Source organism: Myxococcus sp. AB036A (assembly GCF_006547355.1).
In the GTDB taxonomy this organism is placed as follows: Bacteria; Myxococcota; Myxococcia; order Myxococcales; family Myxococcaceae; genus Myxococcus; species Myxococcus virescens.
Genome location: NZ_VHLC01000091.1, coordinates 1 through 22,353 on the forward strand (window position 1 = coordinate 1; position 22,353 = coordinate 22,353).

Below are 22,353 nucleotides of genomic sequence, written 5' to 3' on the forward strand. Positions count from 1 at the left end.
CGCCGAACGGCTCCGGTGTCCCGGACCTCGCCCGACCGCAGGGTAGGGAACCGTCCACAGGAGGCATGCGCAGAGTGTGCTTTCCGTGACTTTCCAGTCACACACCGCACCCAACCCATTGGAATCCCAGCGTTTTTATGACGGCGGATTCGGGCTTGCGGGGCTGGTACGCGGGTTGCTGAGGCACTGACGCGCCGCACCGCGAGTCCACGCGGAGCGTGCGGTCGGGCGAGGTCCGGGACACCGGAGCCGTTCGGCGAAACCTCTCCTTCGGAGGCGCTCGGACGTGACGTCGTTGCGGCAGAAAGCGTTGAAGCTGGGTGCGCCGTGGTTGTGTGCCGTGGCGGTGGCGTCGAGCGGCGCCGCCGTGGCGGCTCCGCCGGCCAAGGCCCAGACCGCGGCCACGAAGGGCACGACGGCCTTCTCCACGGAGACGGTGGTGGAGCGCGCGCGGGCGCTGGCGGCCAGGCCCTACCAGGCGCCGCCGAAGTCCCTGCCGAAGGCGTACACGCAGCTCAACTACGACCAGTACCGCGACATCCGCTTCCGTCCGGAGCGCGCGCACTGGCGCGACGCGGGCCTGCCCTTCCAGGTGCAGTTCTTCCACCCGGGCTTCCTGTTCCAGTCCCCGGTGGTGATGAACGTCGTGGAGGCGGGCCGCTCGCAGCCGCTGCGCTTCTCCCAGGACCTCTTCAGCTACGGCAAGGTCGTCAACAAGGCGTCCCTGCCTCGCAGCGGCGTGGACGGCTTCGCGGGCCTGCGCTTCCACCACCCGCTCAACCGCCCGGACATCTTCGACGAGCTCGCGGTGTTCCAGGGCGCCAGCTACTTCCGCTCGCTGGGCCAGGGAAACCTCTACGGCCTCTCCGCGCGTGGCATCGCCATCGATACCGCGCAACCGAACCCCGAGGAGTTCCCGGAGTTTCGAGAGTTCTGGCTGGAGCGCCCGGCCTCTGGCGCAAGCCAGGTGGTGGTGCACGCGCTGCTGGACGGCCCGAGCATCACCGGGGCGTACCGCTTCACCATCACCCCCGGCTCGAACACGGTGATGGAGGTGCAGGCCACCCTCTTCTCGCGCCGCACCATCGACAACCTGGGCGTGGCGCCGCTCACCAGCATGTACCTGTTCGGTGAGAACGACCGCGCGAAGTTCGACGACTTCCGGCCGGAGGTCCACGACTCGGACGGCCTCCTCGTCTGGACCCGGGACGGCGAGCAGTTGTGGCGCCCGCTGCAGAACCCGCGGCAGGTGCGCACCTCCAGCTTCCGCGCGGAGACTCCGCGCGCATTCGGTCTGCTCCAGCGCGATACGGCCTTCCACAACTACGAGGACCTGGAGGCCCACTACGAGCGCCGCCCCAGCGCGTGGGTGGAGCCCGTGGGCGAGTGGGGCGCCGGCGCGGTGCGGCTGGTGGAGATTCCGACGCCGGACGAGACGCACGACAACATCGTCGCCTTCTGGGTGCCGGACGCGCCGCTCACCCCGGGCACGCCGCTGCGCGTGGCCTACCGCCTGCACTGGGGCGCCAGGTCGCCCTGGGAGAGCACCGGCGGTGTCGTCACCTCGACGCGCATCACCTCCGCCATCACCCCGGGCATGCCCGTGGGCGAAGGCGTCACGCCGGCCACGCGCCGGTTCATCCTCGACTTCTCTCGTACCGCCCGCGCCGAGGACGGGCCGGTGGAAGCCGTCATCACCGCGGCCAAGGGCCAGGTGCTGCGCTCCACCATCCAGCGCCACGAACCTTCCGGGGGTTGGCGCACCACCTTCGAGCTGGAGCCCGAGGGCACCAGTGAACCCATCGAGCTGCGCGCGTTCCTGCGGCGCGGTTCGGAGACCCTCACCGAGACCTGGAGCTATCTATGGATTCCGTGACGACGCCGAACACCTGCCCCTCCGTGCCGACCGACTGGGTCCGCCCGGAGACGTGCGTGGCGCTCGACGCCTTCTTCCAGGGCTTCGGCTTCGAAGCCGCCGAGGACCTGGCCGCGCTGGCCGCCTGGGCGCTGGAGGGTGTCACCGCGTCCAACGTGAAGCCGCAGGCCGCCGTGGCCCTGGCCCGTGCCCGCATGGAGACGTGGCTGACGCGCGTGCTGGACATGGACGTGGTGGGCGAGGGCCGGCTGCTGACCCGTGGCCGCGCCGCCTTCGTCCTCAGTGACGGCGCGCGCTTCGGCGCCTCCGTGCTCACCCGGGACGCGGTGCCGCGCGAGCTGTACCGCGCCCTGCGCGCCGCGGTGCCGGTGCCAACGCCGGCGCAGGTTGCCACGCAGATGCCGGAGCAGCAGCTTGTGCTGTGGCCGCTGGGCGAGCGCCTGCGCCGCTGGCTGCGCGCCGGACAGCCGGACATGTCCGTCTCCCGCTGACGCAGCCTCCTGCTCCGGGAGATTCCTCGCGAGGTTCCGCCATGCACGCTCATTCGTTCTCACCGGAGAGCGCCGGCATCCGGCGCCTCTTCGTCCTGGGCCTTGCCGCCGTGTCCACCCTCGCGGGCACGTGGGAGATGCACCGCCTGCTGAGCGCGCGCGGCACCACCGTCCCCGAAGGCGTGCTGCTGGTGCTCTTCGCCCTGTGCTTCGGGTGGATTGCGCTGTCCTTCTGGACGGCGGTGGCGGGGTTCCTCCAGCTCGCCGTGAGCAAGCGGCTGCCCGGCCTGCGCTGGCCCACGGCGGAGGAGTCCGCCACGCGGCTCACCTCGCGCACGTCGGTGGTGATGCCGGTCCACAACGAGGACCCGGCCTCTGTCTTCGCCAACGTGCAGGCCACCTACGAGTCCGTGGAGGCCACCGGGCAGTTGGACGCCTTCGACTTCTACATCCTCAGTGACTCCACCCGCCCGGAGGCATGGATCGCCGAGGAGCTCGCCTGGGCCGACCTGTGCCGCCGCGTGGGTGGCCAGGGACGCATCTTCTACCGGCGCCGCACGGACAACACCGGCAAGAAGGCCGGCAACCTCCAGGACTTCTGCGAGCGCTGGGGCCGCCACTACGACTTCACCATCGTGCTGGACGCCGACAGCCTGATGGACGGCCGCACGCTGGTGACGATGGCGCGGCTGATGGAGCTCAACCCGCGCGCGGGCATCCTCCAGGCGCCGCCGCTGAACGTGGGCCGCAGCACCCTCTTCGCCCGGCTCCAGCAGTTCGCGGGCCGCGTGTACGGCCCGGTGGTGGCCGCGGGCGCGGCGGCGTGGCAGCTCGGTGAGTCCAACTACTGGGGCCACAACGCCATCATCCGCACGGAGGCCTTCATCCAGCACTGCGGCCTGCCGGTGCTCCCCGGCCAGCAGCCCTTCGGTGGCCACATCCTCAGCCACGACTTCGTGGAGGCCGCGCTGATGCGCCGCGCCGGCTACACGGTGTGGCTGGTGACGGAGCTGGGCGGCAGCTTCGAGCAGCCGCCCCCCAGCCTGCTGGACTACGCGCAGAGAGACCGCCGCTGGTGCCAGGGCAACCTCCAGCACCTGAGCCTGGTGGCCGCGAGCGGCCTGCACCCCATCAGCCGGGGCCACTTCCTGATGGGCGTGATGTCCTACGCGGCGTCCCCGCTGTGGCTGCTGTTCCTGATGTCCGGGCTGATTGCCGGCCTCTATGACGGGTGGCTGTCCTTCTCCAACCCACACCTGCTGGAGGACCTGGGCCCGGAGGCGCTGGCGTTCGACACCACGGGCGCCGTGCGGCTGTTCTCCGTGTCCATAGCAATGCTGTTCGCGCCCAAGTGCTTCGGGCTGCTGCTGGCGCTGGCCAGCGCCCACGACTCGGCGCTCATGGGCGGCCGCGTGCGGCTGGTGCTGAGCGTGCTGCTGGAGAGCGTGCTGGCCACGCTGATGGCGCCGGTGATGATGCTGTTCCAGTCGCACTTCGTCTTCGGCACGCTGCTTGGCTACAAGGTGACGTGGTCCAGCCAGCAACGCGACGACGCCGACCTGCCCTGGGCCGAGGCGGCCCGGCGGCACGCCGTTCACACCACCGTGGGCGTGGTGCTGGCGGCGGTGGCGTTCTTCCTGTCGCCCGGGCTGCTGCTGTGGCTGTCGCCCGTCGTGGCCGGCCTGCTGCTGTCCATCCCCCTCTCCGTCTTCACGTCCCGCGCGTCGCTGGGCATCTGGCTGGAGCGGCGCGGGCTGCTCGTCATCCCCGAGGAGACGGAGCCGCCGCGCGTGCTGGAGCGGGCACAAGAGGTGGCCGAGGAGCACGCGCTGGAGCCGGTGAAGGACGCGGTGGACCACGTCATCTCCGATGCCAAGGCGCACGCGCTGCATCTGGCGCTGCTGGAGTCCCAGCCCTCGCCGGCCGCCGTGCCCATGGCCCTGGCCTCCGCGCGGCGCAAGCTGCTGGGTGACAACGTGGAGCCATTGTCCCCGCCGGAGAAGACGGCGGTGCTGATGGACGCGCACACGCTGACGGAAGCCCGCGAGCGCCGGCTGACGCTCGCGGTCTCCTGAGCACCCGCGGGACTACGCGAAGAGGCGGCTGAGCACGGCCACCATCTGCGCCACGTCGGTGGCGCAGGCCATCTCCCGGATGGAGTGCATGGACAGCATGGGGTTGCCCACGTCCACCGTGCGGATGCCGAGCTGGCCCGCGGAGATGGGGCCAATGGTGCTGCCACAGCCCAAATCCGTGCGGGTGACGAAGTGCTGCGGCGTCACGCCGGCCTCGCGGCACAGCGCCGTGAAGAAGGCCCACGACTCGCCATCCGTGGCGTAGGACTGGTTCACGTTCGACTTGATGACCGGGCCCGCGCCCATGTGCGGCTGGTGCTTGGGCTCGTGCAGGGACGGGTAGTTGGGATGGATGGCGTGCGCCATGTCCGCGCTCACCAGGAACGAGTGCGCGATGGCGCGGTGGAACGCGTCCGGCTTGCCGTCCGAGTGCGCCAGCGTCAGGCGCTCCAGCAGCGTGCGCAGGAAGGGTGACGCGGCGCCCTGCGCGCTGCGGCTGCCCACCTCTTCGTGGTCGAACAGGATGACGCCGCTGGTGGCCTCACGCGACTCACTGCTGGAGAGCAGCGCGGACAGGCTGGCGTGACAACTGGCCAGGTTGTCCAGGCGCGGCGCGTGGAGGAACTCGCCGTGCGCGCCCGAGCGGATGGAAGGCTGCAAGTCATAGAGGCACAAGTCGTAGCCGAGGATGTCCCCCGCCTGCGCCTTCACGCCGCCCTTGGCCAACTCCTCCAGCAGCAGCCCGTGCAGCTCCGCGACGCCCGCGCGCTCCAGGCCCAGCACCGGCACCATGTGCTCCTGCGCGTTCAGCTTGAGCCCGTCCGAGTTCACCCCGCGGTTGAGGTGGATGGCCAGGTTGGGCACGCGCAGCAGCGGCCGGCGGAAGTCCACCAGGTGCCGCTGGGGGCGGCCCTCCACCATCACCATGACGCGGCCGGCGAGCGACAAGTCCCGGTCCGTCCAGGTGTGCAGCAGCACCCCGCCGTAGATTTCCACGCCGAGCTGCTGGTAGCCGTTCTTCGTCACCGCCGCGTTCGGCTTCACGCGCAGGTTGGGAGAGTCCGTGTGCGAGCCCACCAGCCGGAAGCCCGCCCGGTCCACGGGCTGGGTGCCGAGGTGGAACGCCGCGATGCTCGTGTCGCCGCGGGTGATGAACACGCGCGCGCCCGGCTCCAGCGTCCAGGGCTCGCGCTCGTCCAACTGGCGGTAGCCCGCCTGCGTCAGACGGCGGGCCGACTCGCGCACCGCGTGGTACGGCGTGGGCGAGGCGTCGATGTACTCGAGGAGGTCTCCGGCCAGGGCGTCGGTGTCGATGGGGCTCATAGGGCGCCCCAAGCTAACGCCGTCCGGTCCCGCCGCCACTCCCGAAAGTCACCGGCCTACCGGGCGGGCAGGCGTTTCGCTGGAGGCTGTGCGGGGAGAATGGTGGTCGCGGGCCGGGCCCCCGGGGCCGCGTCCAGGAAGGTGCCCAACAGGACCCAGCGGCGGGAGGTCTCCTCCTTCCCCTTCCGGGCCAGCAGTGGCGTCGTGTAGTGCCAGAAGGGCAGCCGGTACACGGTGATGCCGCCCACGGTGCTGACGGGGGCCATCTGCGTGAAGTGTCCGTCCTGGGCATAGATGAGGTACTGGTGGTCCACCCCGGGCAGCGTGAGGCTGACGTGCATGTCCACGTAGCCGTCCCGGGCCTCGGGCTCCTCCGGGTGGTGGTCGTTGTGCGGCCCGGAGTAGTCCCCCGGCCCGTAGCACAACGCCTGGATGCCCCACTTGCGCCGCAGCGCCCGGCCCGTCACCGCGGCGGCGAACCCGGCGAAGGTGTCCGAGCGCAGCATGTCCGTGAGCCCCACGGACTCTGCCGCGCGCCACGAGCGGGAGCGGCGGCTCTCCAGCAGCGCCGTGCTCACCCGCACCGTCTTGGGCAGCAGCTCCATGTAGTTCATCGTCTGCCCGGAGATGGAGTCCGCTGGAATCGGGTCCTCCATGGGCACCATCGTCTCGCGCATCGCCGCGTCCAACGCATCGCGGCATGCGGCGGCACGGCGTGGGTCGATGACACCTTGCAGTGACACGAAGGGACGCGCCGGGTCGAGCAGCGCGCCCACCACGTCACGCTCCTTGCCGTCGAGGATGCGGCGACCCCGGGGGGTCAGCCAGTCAGCGAACTCTTTGGGAAAGGCCTTCATTGCGGTGGAACATATCGCCCCACGCAACCTTTACAGCTGTCTTGCGATAATCACCGACAAGCTGATTTTTCCCGGAGCCCCCCAGGCCATGTCCCGCATCGACAGCCGCCCCCGCGTCATCTCGAACCCCACCACCGCGCCTGCGCGGGCCCAGCCGGCGGCTCAGCAGGCGGCCAACGTGGCCCGGGCCACCGCCGTGGGTCACACGCAGGTGAACTCCTTCGAGGGCGCGGCCCGGGCCCGTCCGGCCGCGGCGGCCCAGCCGATTCCCGGTGCGTGGCGCGGCGGTCCGGACACCGAGGTGGGCAAGGCGGTGCAGTCCATCGTCTCGCGGCTCCAGTCGAACCCGGACGCGAACAACATCACCATCAAGGGTGACACCGCGGCCAGCCTGTTCAGCCGGGCCATCCTCGACAGCAAGCACGTGACGAACGAGCAGCTCATCGCCATGGCGAACGTGTCGCTGGACCAGCTCGCCAGCGACGAGAAGACGAAGGCGAAGGTCTACAAGAAGGTCCCGAACGTGCGCGACCTGCCGGTGCACAAGTTCACGGTGGCGATGATGTCCGCCGCGACGGGCATCGACCCGCAGAAGCTGTCCGAGGCCGTGCCGGACCTGGGCCTGACGGGCGCCCCGAATACGCCGCTGCTCTATGCGGCCAAGGGCGAGGGAATGCAGCGCTCCACCGCGCTGCACGACTTCACCGACTACCTGCGCGGCGCCGGCATCAAGGGCCTGAACAAGGCCGTGTGGGGCGTGGAGAACCGCGTCCTCTCCGCCATCGTCTCCGCCGTGGGCGGCGGCCGGTACTGAGCACCGCCACCGCGTCGCGGTGAGCACCGGGGCCGGGTCCTCCTGCGCGGAGGCCCGGCCCTTCGTGTTTCAAAGAGCGCCCTGCCCCACGGCCTGGCTCGCGCGGCCGGGCCGCATCGAAGCGCTCCGCCAGAGCCGTGTGAGCAATCCCCGGCAGCGGGCGCGTCCCAACCTTCAGCCGCTTCGACCCGTTTCCTCTTGGATGCGCTGCCGGGCCGCCTCCAGCCGCTTCGCGCGCACCTTGCCAGCGACGCCCAGCAGCACGCGGTCCCGAGCCCAGCGCTCTCGTGTGATGGCATCCGTGGCGGCCCAGTGGGGTTCACACCGCTCCAGCACCGCGCGCTTGGTGAGCGCCAGCCCTCCGCCCAGGGCCACGTGCGTGGACGCCGCCGTCGGGTCCAACTGGGACAGGCCCCGCATCATCACCGCCAGGGCGGACAGCTCCTCGCGCACGTCGTCCGGCCAGCCGCTGCGGCGCCCGACCTGGAGCAGCCAGCCCAGCATCGCGAGCTGGACGTGACAGTCCTCCACGGTGCGGAAGGGCTTGAGGTAGCGCGCGTAGCCGTCTCCCGGAAGCACGTCCTCCGAAGCGACGGCCACGTCCTCCAGGGACAGCTCCGCGTGGGGAACCTCGGGGATGAAGGGCAGCTCCGGGAGCGCGCTCAGCCGCACACCGGGCCGCTTCGCGTCCACCGCCACCATGCGCAGGCGGTTGCGGCCCTGCGCGTCCTGCCCCTCCGACGCCACCACCAGCAGCAGCTCCGCGCGCGTGCCCAGGGTGACGAACGTCTTGGTGCCTGACAAGCGCGGGCCCGCGCCGGCATCCGTCAGCCGCGTCTCGATGGCATTGGGATGCGCGCCACCCGGCTCCGTGGCACAGAGCGCGAGGGTCCGCTCCGCCGGGAGCTCCGGAAACAGGCGCCGGTGCGCGGCGTGGTAGCCAGAAGCGAAGGCGAACCCCAACCGGTCGGCGAGGAAGCCCCCGGCCAGCGCCAGGTCCGCGGGCGAGGAGAAGCGGGAGGACAGCCCCAGGTGCTGCCGCCACCAGGCGTCGACTGAGTCGAGAACCTGGGGCTCGGCGGGTGCCGTGAGCAGGAAATGAAGGACGTCGTTCACGGGGGGAGTCTATTGGCGGCCCTCGCCGGCCCGTCCACCAGTTCTTGAATGAATGGTTGAGCGGCCACCGCTCCCTCCCCCCAGGACTTCTCAGGGCTGTATTACTGGCTCTGGGTATTCTGAACCACGCGGCAGCTGCGGCGACTGCACAGCAGGATGTAGCTGGCCTGCTGGTCACAGCCTCTCGCGCCAAACGTGTCACGATTCAGCCGCTGGGTTGATATCGCCTCCTGCTCACATTTCAGGTCGAAGGCCGCCTGACGAAGGATGAGCTCCTGGATGTCGACCCCATGCGGATCAGGGCAATACCCGAAGGCGTTGCAGCCAACCTCGTAGCGCCGAAGCTTCTGACAGCCTTCCGCATAGTACGCGCCCGACTCGTTCGGAGCCCCGGCGTAATCATGGACAGGATTGACTGCCAGGTCTTTCTCCGGACAGGCCATGTCCTGCGCAGCCTTCCCTCGGATGGCACTCAGAGCGCCGCTCCCACAGCCGGATGACATCAACGCGACAACAAAAGCGAGTGCGACGGCCCGCATGCGATTGGCTCCGTGAATGAAGCTCGGAAAATGTTTCGGCAGAGAACGCAAAAGACCACGAGCGCACCGTCAATGAGCAGCCCCATACGTGCCCTGCACCATCACGGCACGCACAGCCGGCACCGCGGCGCCCTCCTTGGGAGGGCGCCGGAACCTGCGCGCAACTCAGCTCGCGCGCTTACGGCTGGGCGACTTCGCCCGCTGGGTGGACTTGCGGGTACCGGCGGATGACTTCTTCCCCGCCGCCTTCTTGGCCCCCGCGCCCTTGTTGCCCCGGGACTTCGACGCAGCCTTCTTCTTCGACGTCGACGAGGTCTTCGCCTTCTTGGCCGACGTCTTCCGGGCCGGCGCCTTCTTCGCCGGGGCCAGGATGGTGCCCCGGCAATTGGGCGCGCCGCAGCGGCAGACGTAGAGCGCCTCGGCTTCGGGTCCCATGTCCTCGGTGCGCTCGTAGCCGTAGTCGTACACCAGCTCCTCACCGGGCTCGATGGAGGTGAGCGCGTAGATGTAGATGTGGCCCTTTTCGATGAGGGCTTCACAGTTGGGCGCGCACGAGTGGTTGATGTAGCGCGCCTCGTTGTGAATCGTCCCCGCGTCCAGCACCGTCCTCTTGTCGAGGTTGAACAGGAACGTGTGGTGCCGCGCCATCGATTCGTCGTCGTAGCGGACGTCCGCCTCCGCCTGCGTGATGCGCTCACCGAGGTACTCGATGATGCGCGTGCCCTTGCGGATGCGGCGGATGGCGAAGGCACCCTGGCCCTGGATGGAGGACGGGTGCAGCTCGAAGGGAAGCGGCTTCGTTGAAGGAATGAAGTTGGGTGAGGTCATTCTGTTGTGAGCGCCCCAGGTGTTGATGTCGGCCAGGACGCTCCGGCTGCGGCGGTGTAGCGTGCACCAGTCCGACTTCCGATGAAAGGCGAACAATGATGCGGTGGTGGCTCGTCCTGGGTGCCGTGAACGCTTTCCTCTCCGTCAGCGCGGGGGCCTTCGGCGCGCATGCCCTGAAGAGCCGGCTGTCCCAGGACCTCCAGGTCATCTTCGAGACGGGGGCGCGGTACCACATGTACCACGCGCTGGGCCTGCTGGCCGTGGGCCTGCTGGGACACTTCCGCCCCTCGTCCCTGCTCAACGGCGCCGGCTGGGCGATGATGGTGGGCATCGTCCTGTTCTCTGGCAGCCTCTACGCGCTCGCCCTCTCCGGCGTGCGCGTGCTGGGAGCCATCACCCCGCTCGGGGGCCTGGGCTTCCTCGCCGGCTGGCTCCTGTTCGCGGTGGCCGCCTGGCGCACCACGAACTGAGCCCCGCTCACTCCCTCCAGGACGGGGGGAGTGGGTAGTACCGGTCGAGGTCGTCGTGGTTGACGAAACCACACGCCTCCCGCTGCACCATGAAGCACCAGCGCTGGTGCTCGGCTTCCTTGCGCAGGGCCTGGTGACGGGCAATCTGCGCGCGCCGGTCGGCGGTCCGGAGGGACCGCAGTTGACGTTCGACCTCGGACAGCTCCCGCAGCGTCTCCTCCAGCTTCACTTCCAATTTTCGGAGAGAGGAGGCCTTCTCCGCCTGGAACTCGGCCTCTAGCGCCTGCAGTGCGTTCGAGCGGTCTTGGAAAGCCATGCCCGTCGATTTAACACCCAGGCCTTCCCGCCGCCCGAGCTTGCCCGCTCCCCTGCCCATGCGCGCCTTCCTCTTCGTCTCGCTGTTCGCCACCACCGTGGCGACCGCTGCCGAACCGACGCACACCGCCCCACCAGCGTCCTATCTGTTGCGTCCCGACCGCGTCTTCGACGGTGTCACCCCCAAGCCGCACACGGGCTGGGTCGTCCTGGTGACGGGCGACCGCATCGCCGCCGCGGGGCCGGAAGCCAAGGTGAAGGTCCCCCAGGGCACCACGTCCGTTGACTTGAGCGGCACCACGCTGCTGCCCGGCCTCATCGAGGGCCACTCCCACCTGCTCCTCCATCCGTACAACGAGGCGTCCTGGAACGACCAGGTGCTGAAGGAGTCGCTGGCGCTGCGGGTGGCCCGCGCCACCAACCACGCCCGCGCCACGCTGGCGGCGGGCTTCACCACCGCCAGGGACCTGGGCACCGAAGGCGCGGCCGATGCGGACGTCGGCCTCAAGCAGGCCATCCACCAGGGCATCATCCCCGGCCCGCGCCTGATGGTGGCCACGCGCGCCATCGTCGCCACCGGCAGCTATGGCCCCAAGGGCTTCGCCTCGGAGTGGCACGTCCCCCAGGGCGCGGAAGAGGCGGACGGTGTGGAGACCCTCACCCGGGTGGTGCGCGCGCAAATCGGCCAGGGCGCGGACTGGGTGAAGGTGTACGGCGACTATCGCTGGGGCCCCAACCACGAAGCCCGCCCCACCTTCTCCCTGGAGGAGCTGAAGCGCATCGTCGACACGGCCCGAAGCAGTGGCCGCCCAGTGTCCGTCCATGCGAGCACCCCCGAAGGCATCCGCCGCGCGGTGCTGGCGGGCGCGGAGAGCATCGAGCACGGGGACGAAGGCACCGCCGAGGTGTTCCGCCTCATGGCCCAGCGGGGCGTCTACCTCTGCCCCACCCTGGCTGCCAGCGAAGCGATGTTCGAACACCGCGGCTACAAGCGCGGCGTGGACCCGGAGCCCGCCCACCTCCAACAGAAGCGCGCCACCTTCCGCGCCGCCCTCAGCGCCGGCGTCCCCATGTGCGCGGGGGGAGACTCCGGCGTCTTCCCCCACGGGGAGAATGCGCGTGAGTTGGAGCTGATGGTGGCCTACGGCATGACGCCCGCGCAGGCGCTCCAGGCCGCCACCTCCACCAACGCGGCGATGCTCCACCGCGAGGACCAGCTGGGCCAGGTGAAGGCGGGGCTGCTCGCGGACCTGGTGGCGGTGGAGGGCGATCCGACGAAGGACATCACCACCCTGCGCAAGGTCCGCTGGGTGATGAAGGGCGGCACGGTCGCCGTGGAGCATCGCTGAGGCGCTACGGCTTCCAGGCCGAGGACCACACGCCCTGCTTGCCCGTCACCGGGTCCGCCCCGGGCAGGGGCACCTGGGCAATCCGCTGGACGGAGGCGTCGTGCGTCGCCTTCTCCGGGCGCTGCAAGTCGTAGTCGCCCGTCCCCTCCGGGTAGCCGCCCACCACCAGGAAGTCCCCGCTGGCCTCCAACCGGCGGTGACCCGTGCCCGCGGGGAGCACCAGCACGTCGCCGGCCCGGACGGTGACCTCCTGCCCGGACTCGCCGCCCAGCTTCAGCCGCGCGGTGCCGGAAGCCACGCCCAGCACCTCGTGCGCATTGGAGTGGTAGTGGTGGAAGTCATAGACGGTGTACCGCCAGCGCGCCGGCCAGCCATTCGCGGAGAACAGCTTCTCCAGCGCGCTCGCCTTGTCCCCTTCCAGCGTCACGCCACGATAGACGAGCGTGGGCAAGCGGCTGTTCGGCGTCATCCCGTCATCCTTGAACAGCAGCCGCTCAGGCGATGCCGCCTGCTGCACCTTCGGCGTGGACGGTTGGAGTGTCGTCTGTGTCATGCCCGGAGCTCCCAGCAGGAAGGTGGTGGCCAGGGCGGCACGAAGCAACCGCCGATGAAGACGCGTCATCGCCTCACTCCTGGGAGGGGGCCGCGATGGGCCCCGGCACCTGCTTGCCTCGATGCCACACTGACTCGATGCGGGAGAGGTCGTCGATGTTCGTCGACGGGTCCCCCTGCACCACCACCAGGTCCGCCCGCCGCCCGGCTTCGATGACGCCCCGGTCCTTCAACCCCAGCAACTCCGCCGCGTTTGCCGTGGCCAGCCGGATGGCCTGCAACGGCGTGAGGCCCGCCTCCGTGAGCAGCTTCAGCTCGCGGTGCTCCGCGAAGCCAGGGATGCGCACCGGCGTGGCGCCGGAGTCCGTGCCGAAGCCAATCCGGACGCCCGCGTCGTGGAGCGTCTTCACGTTCTTCAGGTTGAGGGTCAGCGCCTGCTTGTTCACCGGCGCGGTCTTCCCATCCTCCAACACGCTGGCGCGCCACGCCGGGTCATCCAACTGGCGCGCCAGGTCGGGTGACAGCGCGCGGCGGAAGAAGGGGTCGGCCATCCACGCCGGTCCCTCCGCGTAGATGTAGAACGACTCATTGAGGCCCAGCGTGGGGATGTACCAGGTGCCCCGCGCCTTCATCGCGTCCACGAGCTCCGCGTCCACCTCCATGTCGCGAACGCCGTGCGCGAGCACATCCACCCCCGCCGCGACCAGGCGCTTGGCGTCCTCCAGGTCATGGATGTGCGCGGCGACCCGCAGTCCCTGCCGGTGCGCCTCGTCAATCACCGCCGTGTAGACCTCCGGCGTCATCTTGTTCTTCACCGTTCCGCCGAAGTCATCCACCCAGACCTTCACGAACGCCGGATGGCGGGACGCCGTCTCGCGCACGTCCTGTCGCGCCTCGTCGGGCGTCGCGGGGCGATAGAGCTGATGCTCGACGACCTTCATCGGCGGCGCCCCTTCCGGCACGCCGATGCCCTGGTCCCCGCTGAGGATGGAGGCGCCCGGCAGCGTGCCTTGCTCGACCTCCTTCTGGAGTTCATAGATGAGCGGCGTGTTGAGGCCCAGCGACGTCACCGTCGTCACGCCGTAGGACTCCCACTGCGTGAGCTGCCGCGCGATGTTGTCGCGCAGGTAGTTCTGCCCGCCCGAATCCGTGCCTCGCGTCATTCCCAGGTGGGAGTGGTTGGAGATGAGACCGGGAAGCACCGTCCGTCCCGGCAGCTCGATGACCGTGGCCGAGGCGGGCACCTCCACTTCATCCACCGGCCCCACGCGCTGAAGCGTCGTGCCCTGGATGACGACGGCGGCGTTCTCCAGCGGAGCACCGCCGCGCCCGTCGATGACCCGCACGCCCCGCAGCACCGTCACCTTCTCCCAATCCTCGCTGCGCAGCCCTTGTCGGCCCTGGCAGGCCAGCAGTCCCGTCGTCAGGGCACCGGCCAGGAGGAGCCGGCCCCAGGCATGGCGGAGTGGATGCTTCATGCGTGTCACCTCGGAAGCGCGGAACGCGGGCCCTCGCGCCGAAAGCCCGCTCGTACACCGGCAACATGTTCGCGCCGCCACCACCTCGCACCCCGAATTCGGCCTCGCCGCCTCCACTCCTGGGAATGGAAGGGACAATCCCTCCTTCCCACGGCGGGCGGGGGGCCTACGAACGCGACACCGGCTCCGCCTTCACCTGGGTGAAGAGCCGCTCCACGTCCGCCCGGTAACACAGGTCCGTCCCCTGGGTGAGCAGCGCGGCCGTCCCGGAGGCGATGCCCCAGCGCAGCGCGTCCTCAGTGGACTGGCCCCGCGCGAGCGCAAGTGTCATCCCCGCGACAAAGCTGTCCCCCGCCCCCACCGAGCTGTACGTCCGCACCGGGGGCGGCGTCGCCCGGAACTGGGCGGTGCGCGTCGTCACCAGCGCGCCGTCCGCGCCCATGGACACCGCCAGCACTTCGGCGCGGCCCTGGGCCACCAGCTCGCGCGCCGCGGCGGCCTGGGTGGCGAAGTCTTCCACCGACGCGCCGCTCAGGTCCCGCAGCTCGCGGCGGTTGGGCTTGGCCATGAACACGCCCTCTTCCAGCGCGGCCCGCAGCGGCGGACCGTTGGTGTCCACCACCACGCGCACGGCCAGGCGCTTCCCCAGCCGGGCCACACGGGCATAGAAGTCCTCCGGTACGCCGGGCGCCAGGCTGCCGCTGGCGACGATGAAGGCCGCGCCCACGGCCACGTCCTCCAGCGCGTCGAGGCAGCGCTGCCACTCGCGCTCGGACAGCGTGGGCCCCGGCAGGATGAAGCGGTACTCACGCGCGCCCGTGCCTTCCGCCACCGTGAAGCTCTCCCGAGTGGCGTCCTGCAACGGCACGGAGCGGCGCAGCAGGCCCTTCTCCTCCAGGAGCTCCTCCAGTTGGCTCCCGGTGGCCCCGCCCCGCGTGTAGACGGCGATGGCCTCACCGCCCAGCTCACGCACCACGCGCGCCACGTTGATGCCACCCCCACCCGGGTCCCTACGCACGGGGCCGCAGCGCAGCTTGTGCTCCGGCGTGACTTCCGGCACGGACGTGGCCACGTCGATGGTCGGGTTGAGCGTCAGGGTGACGATGTGCGGCATCGCGAAGGGCCTCCAGGGTTGCATCGGCGCGAAAGGGCCGAGCCTGCCCCACCCCGCGCGCATTCGCCAGCCGTCCGAGCGCCCACGCCGCTCCGTCCCAAGGGCAACACCCCACCCCGTGCATGGGGCCCTGGGGGGTTGCCTTCCCAGGTAGGCTCGCGAAGATGCGCCCCCATGACACCGCTCCGTCGCCCCTCGCGAGATGAGCTGGACGCAGCCACCGGTCGCACCATGCCGGACGTCATCGCGACCCGGCTGCGCGTGCTCTTCTGCGGCATCAACCCCAGCCTCTACTCCGCGGTGGTGGGCTATCACTTCGCGCGGCCCGGCAATCGCTTCTGGCCCACGCTGCATGCCGCGGGCATCACCCCGCACATCTTCCAACCCACGGAGCAGGAGTCCTTGCTCGCGCTGGGCTACGGCATCACCAACGTGGTGGACCGCGCCACCGCCACCGCGGACCTGCTGAACCCCGCCGAGCTGGCCCGGGGCGCGAAGGCGCTGGAAGCCAAGGTGGCGCGCTACCAGCCCCGCTTCCTCGCGGTGCTGGGCGTGAGCGCCTACCGCATCGCCTTTGGCCGTCCCAAGGCCGCGCTGGGCGCGCAACCGGAGCGCCTGGGCAACACGCGCTTGTGGGTGCTGCCCAATCCCAGCGGGCTCAACGCGCACTACCAACTCGACGCGCTGGGCCGCCTTTTCGGCGAGCTGCGACGCGCCGTGGAGCAGGGCTGACGACTCCCGGTGCGAGTTCGCGGTGCTTCGCGCACCGTGCCTTGACCCATGGGTGCGCCCGCATGCAACGCTGCCCACCAGGTTCCCCCGGACCTGCATCGCAACAGGCGCCCCCACCTGGAGCAGACCCCATGGCCTCGAAGGCATTCGCAGCAATCATGAACGTATCGCAGCTACTCCTGGAGCGCGGCTTCGAGGCCGCGACAGTCTCGGAGGCCCTGGGACAGGTGGGCGTCGCGCTCGACGTCGACCGCGTCTACATCTTCGAGAACGCCACCAGCCCCACGGGCGAGCTGCTGTGCAACCAGCGCTACGAGTGGACCGCGGCCGCGGCCTCCGCGCAGCTGGACAACCCCGAGCTCCAGAACGTCCCCTACTCGGAGGTCATGCCCTCCTGGGTCGCGCCGCTGTCGTCGGGCAAGGCCGTCCAGGGACCGCCCCGTGCCTTCCCGTCGCCCGCTCGGGAGCTGCTGGAGGCCCAGGACATCCGGTCGCTGCTGGTCTGCCCCATCACCGTGGGCGGCGAGTGGTGGGGCTTCGTGGGCTTCGACGACTGCCGGACGGAGCGCAAGTGGCCGCCGACGGAGGTCTCCGTGCTCCAGGCCCTGTCCAACGCGCTCGCGGGCTCGCTCCGCCATGCGCGGCTGCGCAGCATGCTCTCCGGCGTGCAGTCCCAGCTGCGCACCATCATCCAGCGCTGCGAGACGACGGCGTCCTGACGCGAGCGGCGTCCGCGAGGCCTCAGCGAAGAATGCCGGCCTCGCGGGCGAACCCGGCCACCACGGGCGCCACGCGCTCGAAGGCGGCGGCGTTGCAGGCCAGCAGGCCGCGGCGGTTCTGGAGCTCCGAACCGTCATAGGTGTACGGCGTCCCGCCCAGGTCCGTGAGGATGCCGCCCGCCGCGCGCAGCACCGCTTCGGGCGCGCAGTTGTCCCAGCGATAGCTCTTGTCGCTGACGTGCAGGTAGAGGTCGCAGGCGGCCTCCGCCAGCAGACCGCACTTGAGGCCCACTGAGCCACACGCCTGCTCGTGCGTGATGCCCAGCCGCCGGGCCACCGCGTCCGTCAGGCGCGAGCGGTGTGAGCGGGACACCACCAGCCGCAGCGCGGACGGCTCCGCCGTGTCCGACACCCGCAGGGCGCGGCGCCCCTTCGCGTCCTCCACGAAGCCGCCCTGCCCCACCACGCCCCAGTACAGCGTGTCTCCAACGGGCCGGTACACGACGCCCAGCGTGGCCTTCCCCGCGATGGCGAGCCCGATATGGATGGCGAACTCGCCGTTGCGGTTGACGAACTCCTGCGTGCCGTCCATCGGGTCCACGAACCAGCAGCGCTCGAAGCGACTCGCGCCGGAGGTGTTGTCGGACTCCTCGGCCACGACCCCGTCGGAAGGAAATGCGTCGCGCAGCGCGTCCACGATGAAGGCGTTGGCGCGCTCGTCGGCCTCGGTGACGGGCCCCATGCCGCCCGCCTTGTCATGGACGGCGAAGGGCGTGGCGTAGACCTCCAGGAGGATGGCTCCCGCGTGGCGGGCTACGCGGCGGGCGATGTCGAGTTCGGCGTCGAGCGGATGCATGTAGTGGCCGAAGTCTGCCCCTCCGTCCTCCTCCAGTCACGGGTCAGCGAGCCTCCGGGGGAAGGTCGACGACGAAGGTGGCGCCCTTCCCCGGCTGGCTTTCGACGCGAATCGTCCCGCCGTGCGCTTCCACGAGCCGCCGGGTGATGAAGAGTCCCAGCCCCAGACCTCCGTAGTTGCGGGACGCGGCGCGCTCGAAGCGGTCGAAGATGCGCGGCTGCGCCTCCAGGGGAATGCCCACGCCATGGTCCTGGATGAGGATGCGGGCACCCTCCCCGACGCGGGACACCTCCATGCGGATGGGCTTGCCGGCGCCGTACTTCATCGCGTTGGTCAGCAGGTTGATCATCACCTGCTCCATCCGGAGCCGGTCCCATCGCCCCAGGACGGGCGTGGGCGCCACCAGCTCGAACACGCAGCCCGCCCGGCCCATCTGTCCCCGCAGGTGGCCCGTGACGTCCCGGGCCACCGCCACCAGGTCCATGTCCTCGCGCCGCAGGTCCACCTGGCGCTCGTTGACGCGCGACACGTCCAGCAGGTGCTCCACCAGGTGCGACAGACGCCGGAGCTGGTCCCCGAAGACATCCAGCAGGGCGGCCACCTTCTCCACGGGAAGCTGGCCGGACTCCTGCCGAGACAGGGTCCGCGTCAGTTGCTGCACACGCAGCTTCATGGAGGTGACGGGCGTCTTCAGCTCATGCGAGGCAATCGACAGGAACTCGTCGCGAGCGCGGATGGACTCCTGGGCCTTGCGATAGAGCTCGGCGTTCTCGATGGCGAAGGCCGCGCGCTGCCCCAGCTCCTCGGCCAGTGAGCGCTCGCGTGGGCCATACGGACGCCCCGGATGCGCCGCGACAACGGACAGCACGCCCAGGATGGGGCCCCGCGCTCGCAGCGGGACATTCAGTGATGCCCGAGCGCTCAGTGCCCTCACCGCGCTCCACCGTTCGTCCCGGAGCCCATCCGGGTCCAGCAGGCCCATGGCATCCGGGGACGACTCGGAATGTCCCGTCTCCAACACCCCATAGGGACCATCCCGCGGACCGGAGACGGGGGGATGGGCCTGGAGGAACTCGCGAACGGTGCGGCCCCCCTCGGGCGAACTGGCGGCGACGGCCACGGGGCGCAGCGCCGCGTCCTTGCCCAAGAGGGAGACGACGCACAGCTCCCCCAGGGTGGGGACGGACAGCTCCGCTACGCGCTGGAGCGTGGTCTCCGAGTCGAGCGACGTCACCAGCGCCTGGCTGGCCTCCGACAGGAAGCGCTGCCCCAGCTCCATCTGCTTGAGCTCGGTGACGTCGGTGGAGATACCGCACAGCGCATAGAGCGTGCCCGACGAATCGATGAGCGGGAACTTCTGCGTGAGGTGGGTGTGGACGCCGTCTTCCAGGGGAATGCACTCCTCCCGCTGGACGAGCTCCCCGGTGGTGAAGACGGCCTGACTCGTCTCATGGAAGCGCGCCGCCTGCGGCTCGGGGAAGATGTCCGCCGTGGACTTCCCCGCGACCTCCTGCAGCGTGCGGTGGAAGAGCCGCTCCCACTCGCGGTTCACGAAGATGTAGCGCTCCTGCCGGTCGAGGATGAAGAACACGGCGTTGGCGTTGTCCAGGATGGCGCGCAGCCGCTTCTCGCTCTCGGCGAGCGCGTCCTCGGCGCGCTTGCGCTCCGTCACGTCGGTCAGCACCGCCAGCGACCGAACCATCCGGCCCGACGCGTCCCGCTCCGAGATGGCGGAGAGGAGGACGTCGAGCACCTCGCCGTTCTTCTTCACAATCTGGTACGGCACGTCCTTGCAGACGCCCGTCTCGAAGAACACGGGCAGGACGTGCTCGGTCGCATACCGGCGAGACTCCGGCGTGAAGAAGTCCACGGAGCGACGGCCCAGGACCTCCTCGCGCGAATAGCCCAGGGTGCGCAGCCAGAACTCGCTGACGCTGACCAGCCGGCCCTCCGCGTCGATGGAGTGCATCATCGCGGGCGTGTACCTGTAGAGGCTCCGGAACTTCTCTTCCTCCGCGCGAAGCGCCGCCTCCGTCTGCTTGATGGCGGTGATGTCCCGGAACACGGATGCCGCGCCGTATACGTCTCCCGTCGAGTCGGTGAGCACGCGCGCGCCCACCTGCAGCCAGAGGCCCTTGGGGTGGCGGGCGTTGCGTACGTAGACCTCCGCCTGGTCCACCGCCTCGCCATGCAGCAGGGCACGGCTGAGCGGCAGCGTCTCGACGGGATAGGGCGTCACGGTGTCGGGAAGGTAGAGCCCGAAGTACTTCGACCACTGGGACACCGGCATCTCCGGCGGAGGCAGCGCGCCGAAAATCTGCTGGGCCATGGGGTTGAGGAGGACGAACCGGCCGTGCCGGTCGACCACCGTCACGCCATCTCCCATGTTGAGGAAGATTGCCTCCAGGATGCCGAGCGGGATGCCGCCCTCGCCGTCCGCGAAGGCAGGCCCGCCGGGACGCGTGCCATCGTCGCGGGCGAGCGGAGCCGACATCCAGATGCTGTCATCCAGGTGGTCCATGGGAGGGTCGCGTCCAACGCAAGGAGGCAACGAGGCGCCCTCCCCGTTGGCGTGCCTCCCGTCCACCAACGACTCCTGGACGCCCTTCCTCGTCAACAATGTTGTCTCGTGGCCACGCCGCCAAGCCGCGCATTCCAACGAGGCCGTCGCTCGGTGAAGAAGCCCGTTATAGGAAGGGGCCATGCCTTCGCCAGGAGCCACCATGCCCGCCACCCTCCGTCCCGCCAAGCCCTCGGATGAGCCCGCCCTGGGGCGCATGGGCGCGGCGCTCGCCCGGAAACACCACGCCTTCGACGCCGCGCGCTTCATGCTCCCAGACGACGTGGAGTCGGGCTACCGCTGGTGGCTGGGCCGCGAGGCCAAGAAGCCCGACGCGGTCGTCCTGGTGGCGGAGCTGGACGGCGAGGTCGTGGGCTACGCCTACGGCCGCGTGGAAGGCATGGACTGGAATGCCCTGCTGGACCGCAGCGGCGGCTTCCATGACATCTGGGTGGACGAGAAGGCCCGCGGCGCGGGCGTAGGCGTCCTGCTCGCGGAGGAGATGATGAAGCGCCTGACGGCCCTGGGGGTGCCGCGCGTCGTCCTCCACACCGCCGCGCAGAACACGACCGCGCAGCGCCTGTTCGCGAAGCTGGGGTGGCGCCCCACCATGGTGGAGATGACGCGCGAGGCGCCCCCTCGTGACGCTATTGAATGATTCGCCGCATCGTCGGGGGATGGGCCACCGCGGCCTTCTCGCTCGGCGTCAGACGCATGGATTTCAGCGACGGTGCCTGGGACGGCGGCAGGCCCTGCGCCAGTCCGAAGACGAAGCTGAAATCCGACGCGATGCCCGTCTTGCCAGCGAGTGTCGCGTTCCGGTGACAGACGATGCAGTTGCTCGCCTGGGGCCCCTGGCCGAAGTCCGCGGTCCGCTGGATATAGGTCTCCATGGTCGTGTTGGCGATGGCCACTGAACCGGAGGGCGTGGGCGCGGCGAAGGGCAGCGGCGCCTTCACGGGCTTCGTCGGGCTGGGGCTGGGGTTGGTGGACCAGAGCACGTTCACCAGCACGTAGTGCTTCCACACCGAGTCCGGGAAGTGCGTCGCGATGTTCTGCTGGACCAGTTGATTCACCCGCTTCGCCATCGGGTCGATGGGCGTCAGCCGCGTCACCTGGATGGGCACGGGCCCCGGGCAGCCGCCGCCAATGTGGTACGGCGGTGGCACGTTGGGCTCGCACCCCACCGTCACCTCCGTGGACGTCCCATCCGCCGCGCAGTTGGCGGGCACCGTCAGCGTGCGCGGCGAGCAGGCGGCATCGAAGAAGTTCCACGCGCCCGTCCCCGCGTCGGTGCCCTGGTCCGGCGCATTCGCCTCGTGTTCGAACGTGGCCCAGATGATGGTCGGTTGGGACTGGGTGGCATGGATGATGTGCAGCCCCACCAGCGCCACGGTCGCCGTCCGGCACCGCTGCGTCGACGGGTCCACCACCACGGCGGGCGACAGCTTGTACGTGTTCCAGCGCGCATCGGAGGGATTGGCCACTTCCATCCACGCCGACTTCAGCTCGATGGCGCCCACCGAGCCGGGCGCTGGCTGGTACGCGCCTTGTGGCAGGACCACGGGCACGCCGGAATCCACCAGGGCCAACTGGTTCGCCGCGTTGTAGAGCCCCGCGTCGACGATGTAGTCGTATTCAGGCTGGTTGACCTTCACGTCGTACCAGACGTTGGTGTCTCCGGGTGCCCCCAGCCACGCGGGCGAGCCGTCGAAGGGAAACGCCTGGTTCGCGCTCCCCGGGAAGAAGTTCTCCGCGAACTTCGACGCGACCATCAACGGCAGGCGTTCCCGGGCCTGCGCCACGGAGAGCCCCGCTTCCGCCAGACACGCATCCGTGATGCGTGCCTGCGTGCCCCAGGCGGGAGGCGCGCCCCCGTCCGGCAGGAAGAGCTGGCCGGTGCTCATGTACGTCTGCCATTGCACGGGCTCCAGGTCCCCGGGGGTGCCAAAGCCAGCCGTCCCCCCGTCCATGCCGGACTCGGGCCAGTTCAACGCGATGAACTGCTGCCAGGCGAAGCAGTTCGCGTCTTCCTGGCCCACCACCTGGCTGAAGTCCGGAGGCACCTCCGGGCCGAGCTCCAGAATCTGCTGGCTGCCACAGTTGAACTGCGGTGGAGCGCCGGAGGGGGCTGCACGGGCGGGAGCCGGAGCCCCCGTCTCCGCCTGGGCAACAGTCCCCCCCGGAGGCGCTTCCCGGGAGGCCCTGTCCCTGGCACAGCCAGCGGCGAGCAACAGCGACGCCAACGCGACGCCAACGCGATTCTGGAGCACGGTCATGGGCACGCTC

The 22,353-nt window shown here is 70.0% G+C and carries 21 protein-coding genes; 9 read left to right on the forward strand and 12 right to left on the reverse strand.

Translation table 11 applies throughout. The annotated features are described in order from the left end of the window. Window positions 1–286: 286 nt before the first annotated feature. Genes FL344_RS29105 through mdoH form a run of 3 tightly spaced genes read left to right on the forward strand, consistent with a single transcriptional unit; the run spans window position 287 to window position 4,442 of the window. Window positions 287–1,876: a glucan biosynthesis protein gene (locus FL344_RS29105; protein ID WP_141620840.1), complete on the forward strand. Its 1,590-nt coding sequence runs from the start codon at window positions 287–289 to the stop codon at window positions 1,874–1,876. Further along, a complete protein-coding gene (locus FL344_RS29110; RefSeq protein WP_090489571.1) occupies window positions 1,864–2,367 on the forward strand; it encodes a hypothetical protein in 504 nt (167 codons plus the stop codon). Before FL344_RS29105 ends, FL344_RS29110 begins: the two co-directional genes overlap by 13 nt. A gap of 41 nt (window positions 2,368–2,408) precedes the next feature. Continuing rightward, window positions 2,409–4,442 carry a glucans biosynthesis glucosyltransferase MdoH gene (mdoH, locus tag FL344_RS29115; protein WP_141620841.1) on the forward strand — a complete coding sequence of 678 codons (2,034 nt, stop codon included), beginning with the start codon at window positions 2,409–2,411 and terminating at the stop codon, window positions 4,440–4,442. Window positions 4,443–4,454: 12 nt separating this feature from the next. On the opposite strand, the gene FL344_RS29120 is transcribed toward mdoH, so the two are convergent. Continuing rightward, the gene (locus FL344_RS29120; protein WP_194858429.1) at window positions 4,455–5,765 is read right to left on the reverse strand and encodes a M18 family aminopeptidase; all 1,311 of its coding nucleotides are present in this window, start codon (window positions 5,763–5,765) and stop codon (window positions 4,455–4,457) included. A 56-nt stretch (window positions 5,766–5,821) separates the two neighbouring features. Beyond that, complete coding sequence (locus FL344_RS29125; RefSeq protein ID WP_141620842.1) at window positions 5,822–6,622, reverse strand: hypothetical protein; 801 nt, start codon at window positions 6,620–6,622, stop codon at window positions 5,822–5,824. Here FL344_RS29125 and FL344_RS29130 point away from each other — a divergent pair. Further along, on the forward strand, window positions 6,567–7,436 hold the full coding sequence (locus FL344_RS29130) for a hypothetical protein (protein WP_090489578.1): 870 nt from the start codon (window positions 6,567–6,569) through the stop codon (window positions 7,434–7,436). The genes FL344_RS29125 and FL344_RS29130 overlap by 56 nt on opposite strands. Window positions 7,437–7,610: 174 nt before the next feature. Here the strand turns inward: FL344_RS29130 and FL344_RS29135 are convergent, their stop codons facing one another. From FL344_RS29135 to FL344_RS29145, 3 genes are all read right to left on the reverse strand, one after another. Beyond that, window positions 7,611–8,552: an acyl-CoA dehydrogenase family protein gene (locus tag FL344_RS29135; RefSeq protein WP_141620843.1), complete on the reverse strand. Its 942-nt coding sequence runs from the start codon at window positions 8,550–8,552 to the stop codon at window positions 7,611–7,613. A 101-nt stretch (window positions 8,553–8,653) separates the two neighbouring features. Beyond that, window positions 8,654–9,091 (reverse strand): hypothetical protein, encoded by a 438-nt coding sequence (locus FL344_RS29140; protein ID WP_228565467.1) that lies wholly within the window; start codon window positions 9,089–9,091, stop codon window positions 8,654–8,656. Window positions 9,092–9,256: 165 nt separating this feature from the next. After that, the gene (locus FL344_RS29145; protein WP_141591288.1) at window positions 9,257–9,919 is read right to left on the reverse strand and encodes an SET domain-containing protein; all 663 of its coding nucleotides are present in this window, start codon (window positions 9,917–9,919) and stop codon (window positions 9,257–9,259) included. A gap of 95 nt (window positions 9,920–10,014) precedes the next feature. On the opposite strand from FL344_RS29145, the gene FL344_RS29150 reads away from it, so the two are divergent. Continuing rightward, window positions 10,015–10,389, forward strand: coding sequence for a DUF423 domain-containing protein (locus FL344_RS29150; protein WP_141620844.1), 375 nt, complete (start codon window positions 10,015–10,017; stop codon window positions 10,387–10,389). Between the two features lie 7 nt (window positions 10,390–10,396). Here FL344_RS29150 and FL344_RS29155 read toward each other — a convergent pair whose 3' ends face one another. Then, the gene (locus FL344_RS29155) at window positions 10,397–10,705 is read right to left on the reverse strand and encodes a hypothetical protein (RefSeq protein ID WP_011552451.1); all 309 of its coding nucleotides are present in this window, start codon (window positions 10,703–10,705) and stop codon (window positions 10,397–10,399) included. A gap of 58 nt (window positions 10,706–10,763) precedes the next feature. Here FL344_RS29155 and FL344_RS29160 point away from each other — a divergent pair, with 58 nt between their 5' ends. Next, entirely contained in the window at window positions 10,764–12,053 is a 1,290-nt protein-coding gene (locus FL344_RS29160) for an amidohydrolase family protein (RefSeq protein WP_141620845.1), read from the forward strand. 4 nt (window positions 12,054–12,057) lie between these two features. Here FL344_RS29160 and FL344_RS29165 read toward each other — a convergent pair whose 3' ends face one another. The 3 genes from FL344_RS29165 to FL344_RS29175 form a co-directional block, all read right to left on the reverse strand. Continuing rightward, complete coding sequence (locus FL344_RS29165; protein ID WP_141620846.1) at window positions 12,058–12,675, reverse strand: cupin domain-containing protein; 618 nt, start codon at window positions 12,673–12,675, stop codon at window positions 12,058–12,060. 4 nt (window positions 12,676–12,679) lie between these two features. Further along, on the reverse strand, window positions 12,680–14,083 hold the full coding sequence (locus FL344_RS29170) for an amidohydrolase family protein (protein ID WP_141620847.1): 1,404 nt from the start codon (window positions 14,081–14,083) through the stop codon (window positions 12,680–12,682). A gap of 166 nt (window positions 14,084–14,249) precedes the next feature. After that, on the reverse strand, window positions 14,250–15,197 hold the full coding sequence (locus tag FL344_RS29175; protein ID WP_141591277.1) for a 1-phosphofructokinase family hexose kinase: 948 nt from the start codon (window positions 15,195–15,197) through the stop codon (window positions 14,250–14,252). 231 nt (window positions 15,198–15,428) lie between these two features. Between FL344_RS29175 and mug the strand changes: the two genes are divergently transcribed. After that, window positions 15,429–15,929, forward strand: a complete 501-nt coding sequence (mug, locus tag FL344_RS29180) for a G/U mismatch-specific DNA glycosylase (protein WP_141591312.1) — start codon at window positions 15,429–15,431, stop codon at window positions 15,927–15,929. 131 nt (window positions 15,930–16,060) lie between these two features. Further along, window positions 16,061–16,648, forward strand: a complete 588-nt coding sequence (locus FL344_RS29185; RefSeq protein WP_141591275.1) for a GAF domain-containing protein — start codon at window positions 16,061–16,063, stop codon at window positions 16,646–16,648. 22 nt (window positions 16,649–16,670) lie between these two features. Here the strand turns inward: FL344_RS29185 and FL344_RS29190 are convergent, their stop codons facing one another. Both FL344_RS29190 and FL344_RS29195 read right to left on the reverse strand, forming a co-directional pair. Next, window positions 16,671–17,504: a 3'(2'),5'-bisphosphate nucleotidase CysQ gene (locus tag FL344_RS29190; protein ID WP_141620848.1), complete on the reverse strand. Its 834-nt coding sequence runs from the start codon at window positions 17,502–17,504 to the stop codon at window positions 16,671–16,673. A 43-nt stretch (window positions 17,505–17,547) separates the two neighbouring features. Continuing rightward, complete coding sequence (locus FL344_RS29195) at window positions 17,548–20,025, reverse strand: PAS domain S-box protein (protein WP_228565468.1); 2,478 nt, start codon at window positions 20,023–20,025, stop codon at window positions 17,548–17,550. Window positions 20,026–20,227: 202 nt separating this feature from the next. Between FL344_RS29195 and FL344_RS29200 the strand changes: the two genes are divergently transcribed. Further along, window positions 20,228–20,722: a GNAT family N-acetyltransferase gene (locus tag FL344_RS29200; RefSeq protein WP_141620850.1), complete on the forward strand. Its 495-nt coding sequence runs from the start codon at window positions 20,228–20,230 to the stop codon at window positions 20,720–20,722. On the opposite strand, the gene FL344_RS29205 is transcribed toward FL344_RS29200, so the two are convergent. Then, a complete protein-coding gene (locus tag FL344_RS29205; RefSeq protein ID WP_141620851.1) occupies window positions 20,712–22,343 on the reverse strand; it encodes a cytochrome c family protein in 1,632 nt (543 codons plus the stop codon). The two genes, FL344_RS29200 and FL344_RS29205, sit on opposite strands and share 11 nt — an antisense overlap. Between the last annotated feature and the right edge of the window lie 10 nt (window positions 22,344–22,353).

Bases quoted from the DNA above. Each gene is read 5' to 3' on its own strand.
- FL344_RS29120 (WP_194858429.1), bottom strand. From the start codon at position 5,765: ATGAGCCCCATCGACACCGACGCCCTGGCCGGAGACCTCCTCGAGTAC.
- FL344_RS29175 (WP_141591277.1), bottom strand. From the start codon at position 15,197: ATGCCGCACATCGTCACCCTGACGCTCAACCCGACCATCGACGTGGCC.
- FL344_RS29150 (WP_141620844.1), top strand. From the start codon at position 10,015: ATGATGCGGTGGTGGCTCGTCCTGGGTGCCGTGAACGCTTTCCTCTCC.
- FL344_RS29110 (WP_090489571.1), top strand. From the start codon at position 1,864: ATGGATTCCGTGACGACGCCGAACACCTGCCCCTCCGTGCCGACCGAC.
- mug (WP_141591312.1), top strand. From the start codon at position 15,429: ATGCCGGACGTCATCGCGACCCGGCTGCGCGTGCTCTTCTGCGGCATC.
- FL344_RS29140 (WP_228565467.1), bottom strand. From the start codon at position 9,091: ATGCGGGCCGTCGCACTCGCTTTTGTTGTCGCGTTGATGTCATCCGGC.
- FL344_RS29170 (WP_141620847.1), bottom strand. From the start codon at position 14,083: ATGAAGCATCCACTCCGCCATGCCTGGGGCCGGCTCCTCCTGGCCGGT.
- FL344_RS29165 (WP_141620846.1), bottom strand. From the start codon at position 12,675: ATGACGCGTCTTCATCGGCGGTTGCTTCGTGCCGCCCTGGCCACCACC.
- FL344_RS29125 (WP_141620842.1), bottom strand. From the start codon at position 6,622: ATGAAGGCCTTTCCCAAAGAGTTCGCTGACTGGCTGACCCCCCGGGGT.
- FL344_RS29130 (WP_090489578.1), top strand. From the start codon at position 6,567: ATGCGGCGACCCCGGGGGGTCAGCCAGTCAGCGAACTCTTTGGGAAAG.
- FL344_RS29190 (WP_141620848.1), bottom strand. From the start codon at position 17,504: ATGCATCCGCTCGACGCCGAACTCGACATCGCCCGCCGCGTAGCCCGC.
- FL344_RS29145 (WP_141591288.1), bottom strand. From the start codon at position 9,919: ATGACCTCACCCAACTTCATTCCTTCAACGAAGCCGCTTCCCTTCGAG.
- mdoH (WP_141620841.1), top strand. From the start codon at position 2,409: ATGCACGCTCATTCGTTCTCACCGGAGAGCGCCGGCATCCGGCGCCTC.
- FL344_RS29160 (WP_141620845.1), top strand. From the start codon at position 10,764: ATGCGCGCCTTCCTCTTCGTCTCGCTGTTCGCCACCACCGTGGCGACC.
- FL344_RS29155 (WP_011552451.1), bottom strand. From the start codon at position 10,705: ATGGCTTTCCAAGACCGCTCGAACGCACTGCAGGCGCTAGAGGCCGAG.
- FL344_RS29195 (WP_228565468.1), bottom strand. From the start codon at position 20,025: ATGGACCACCTGGATGACAGCATCTGGATGTCGGCTCCGCTCGCCCGC.
- FL344_RS29185 (WP_141591275.1), top strand. From the start codon at position 16,061: ATGGCCTCGAAGGCATTCGCAGCAATCATGAACGTATCGCAGCTACTC.
- FL344_RS29200 (WP_141620850.1), top strand. From the start codon at position 20,228: ATGCCCGCCACCCTCCGTCCCGCCAAGCCCTCGGATGAGCCCGCCCTG.
- FL344_RS29205 (WP_141620851.1), bottom strand. From the start codon at position 22,343: ATGACCGTGCTCCAGAATCGCGTTGGCGTCGCGTTGGCGTCGCTGTTG.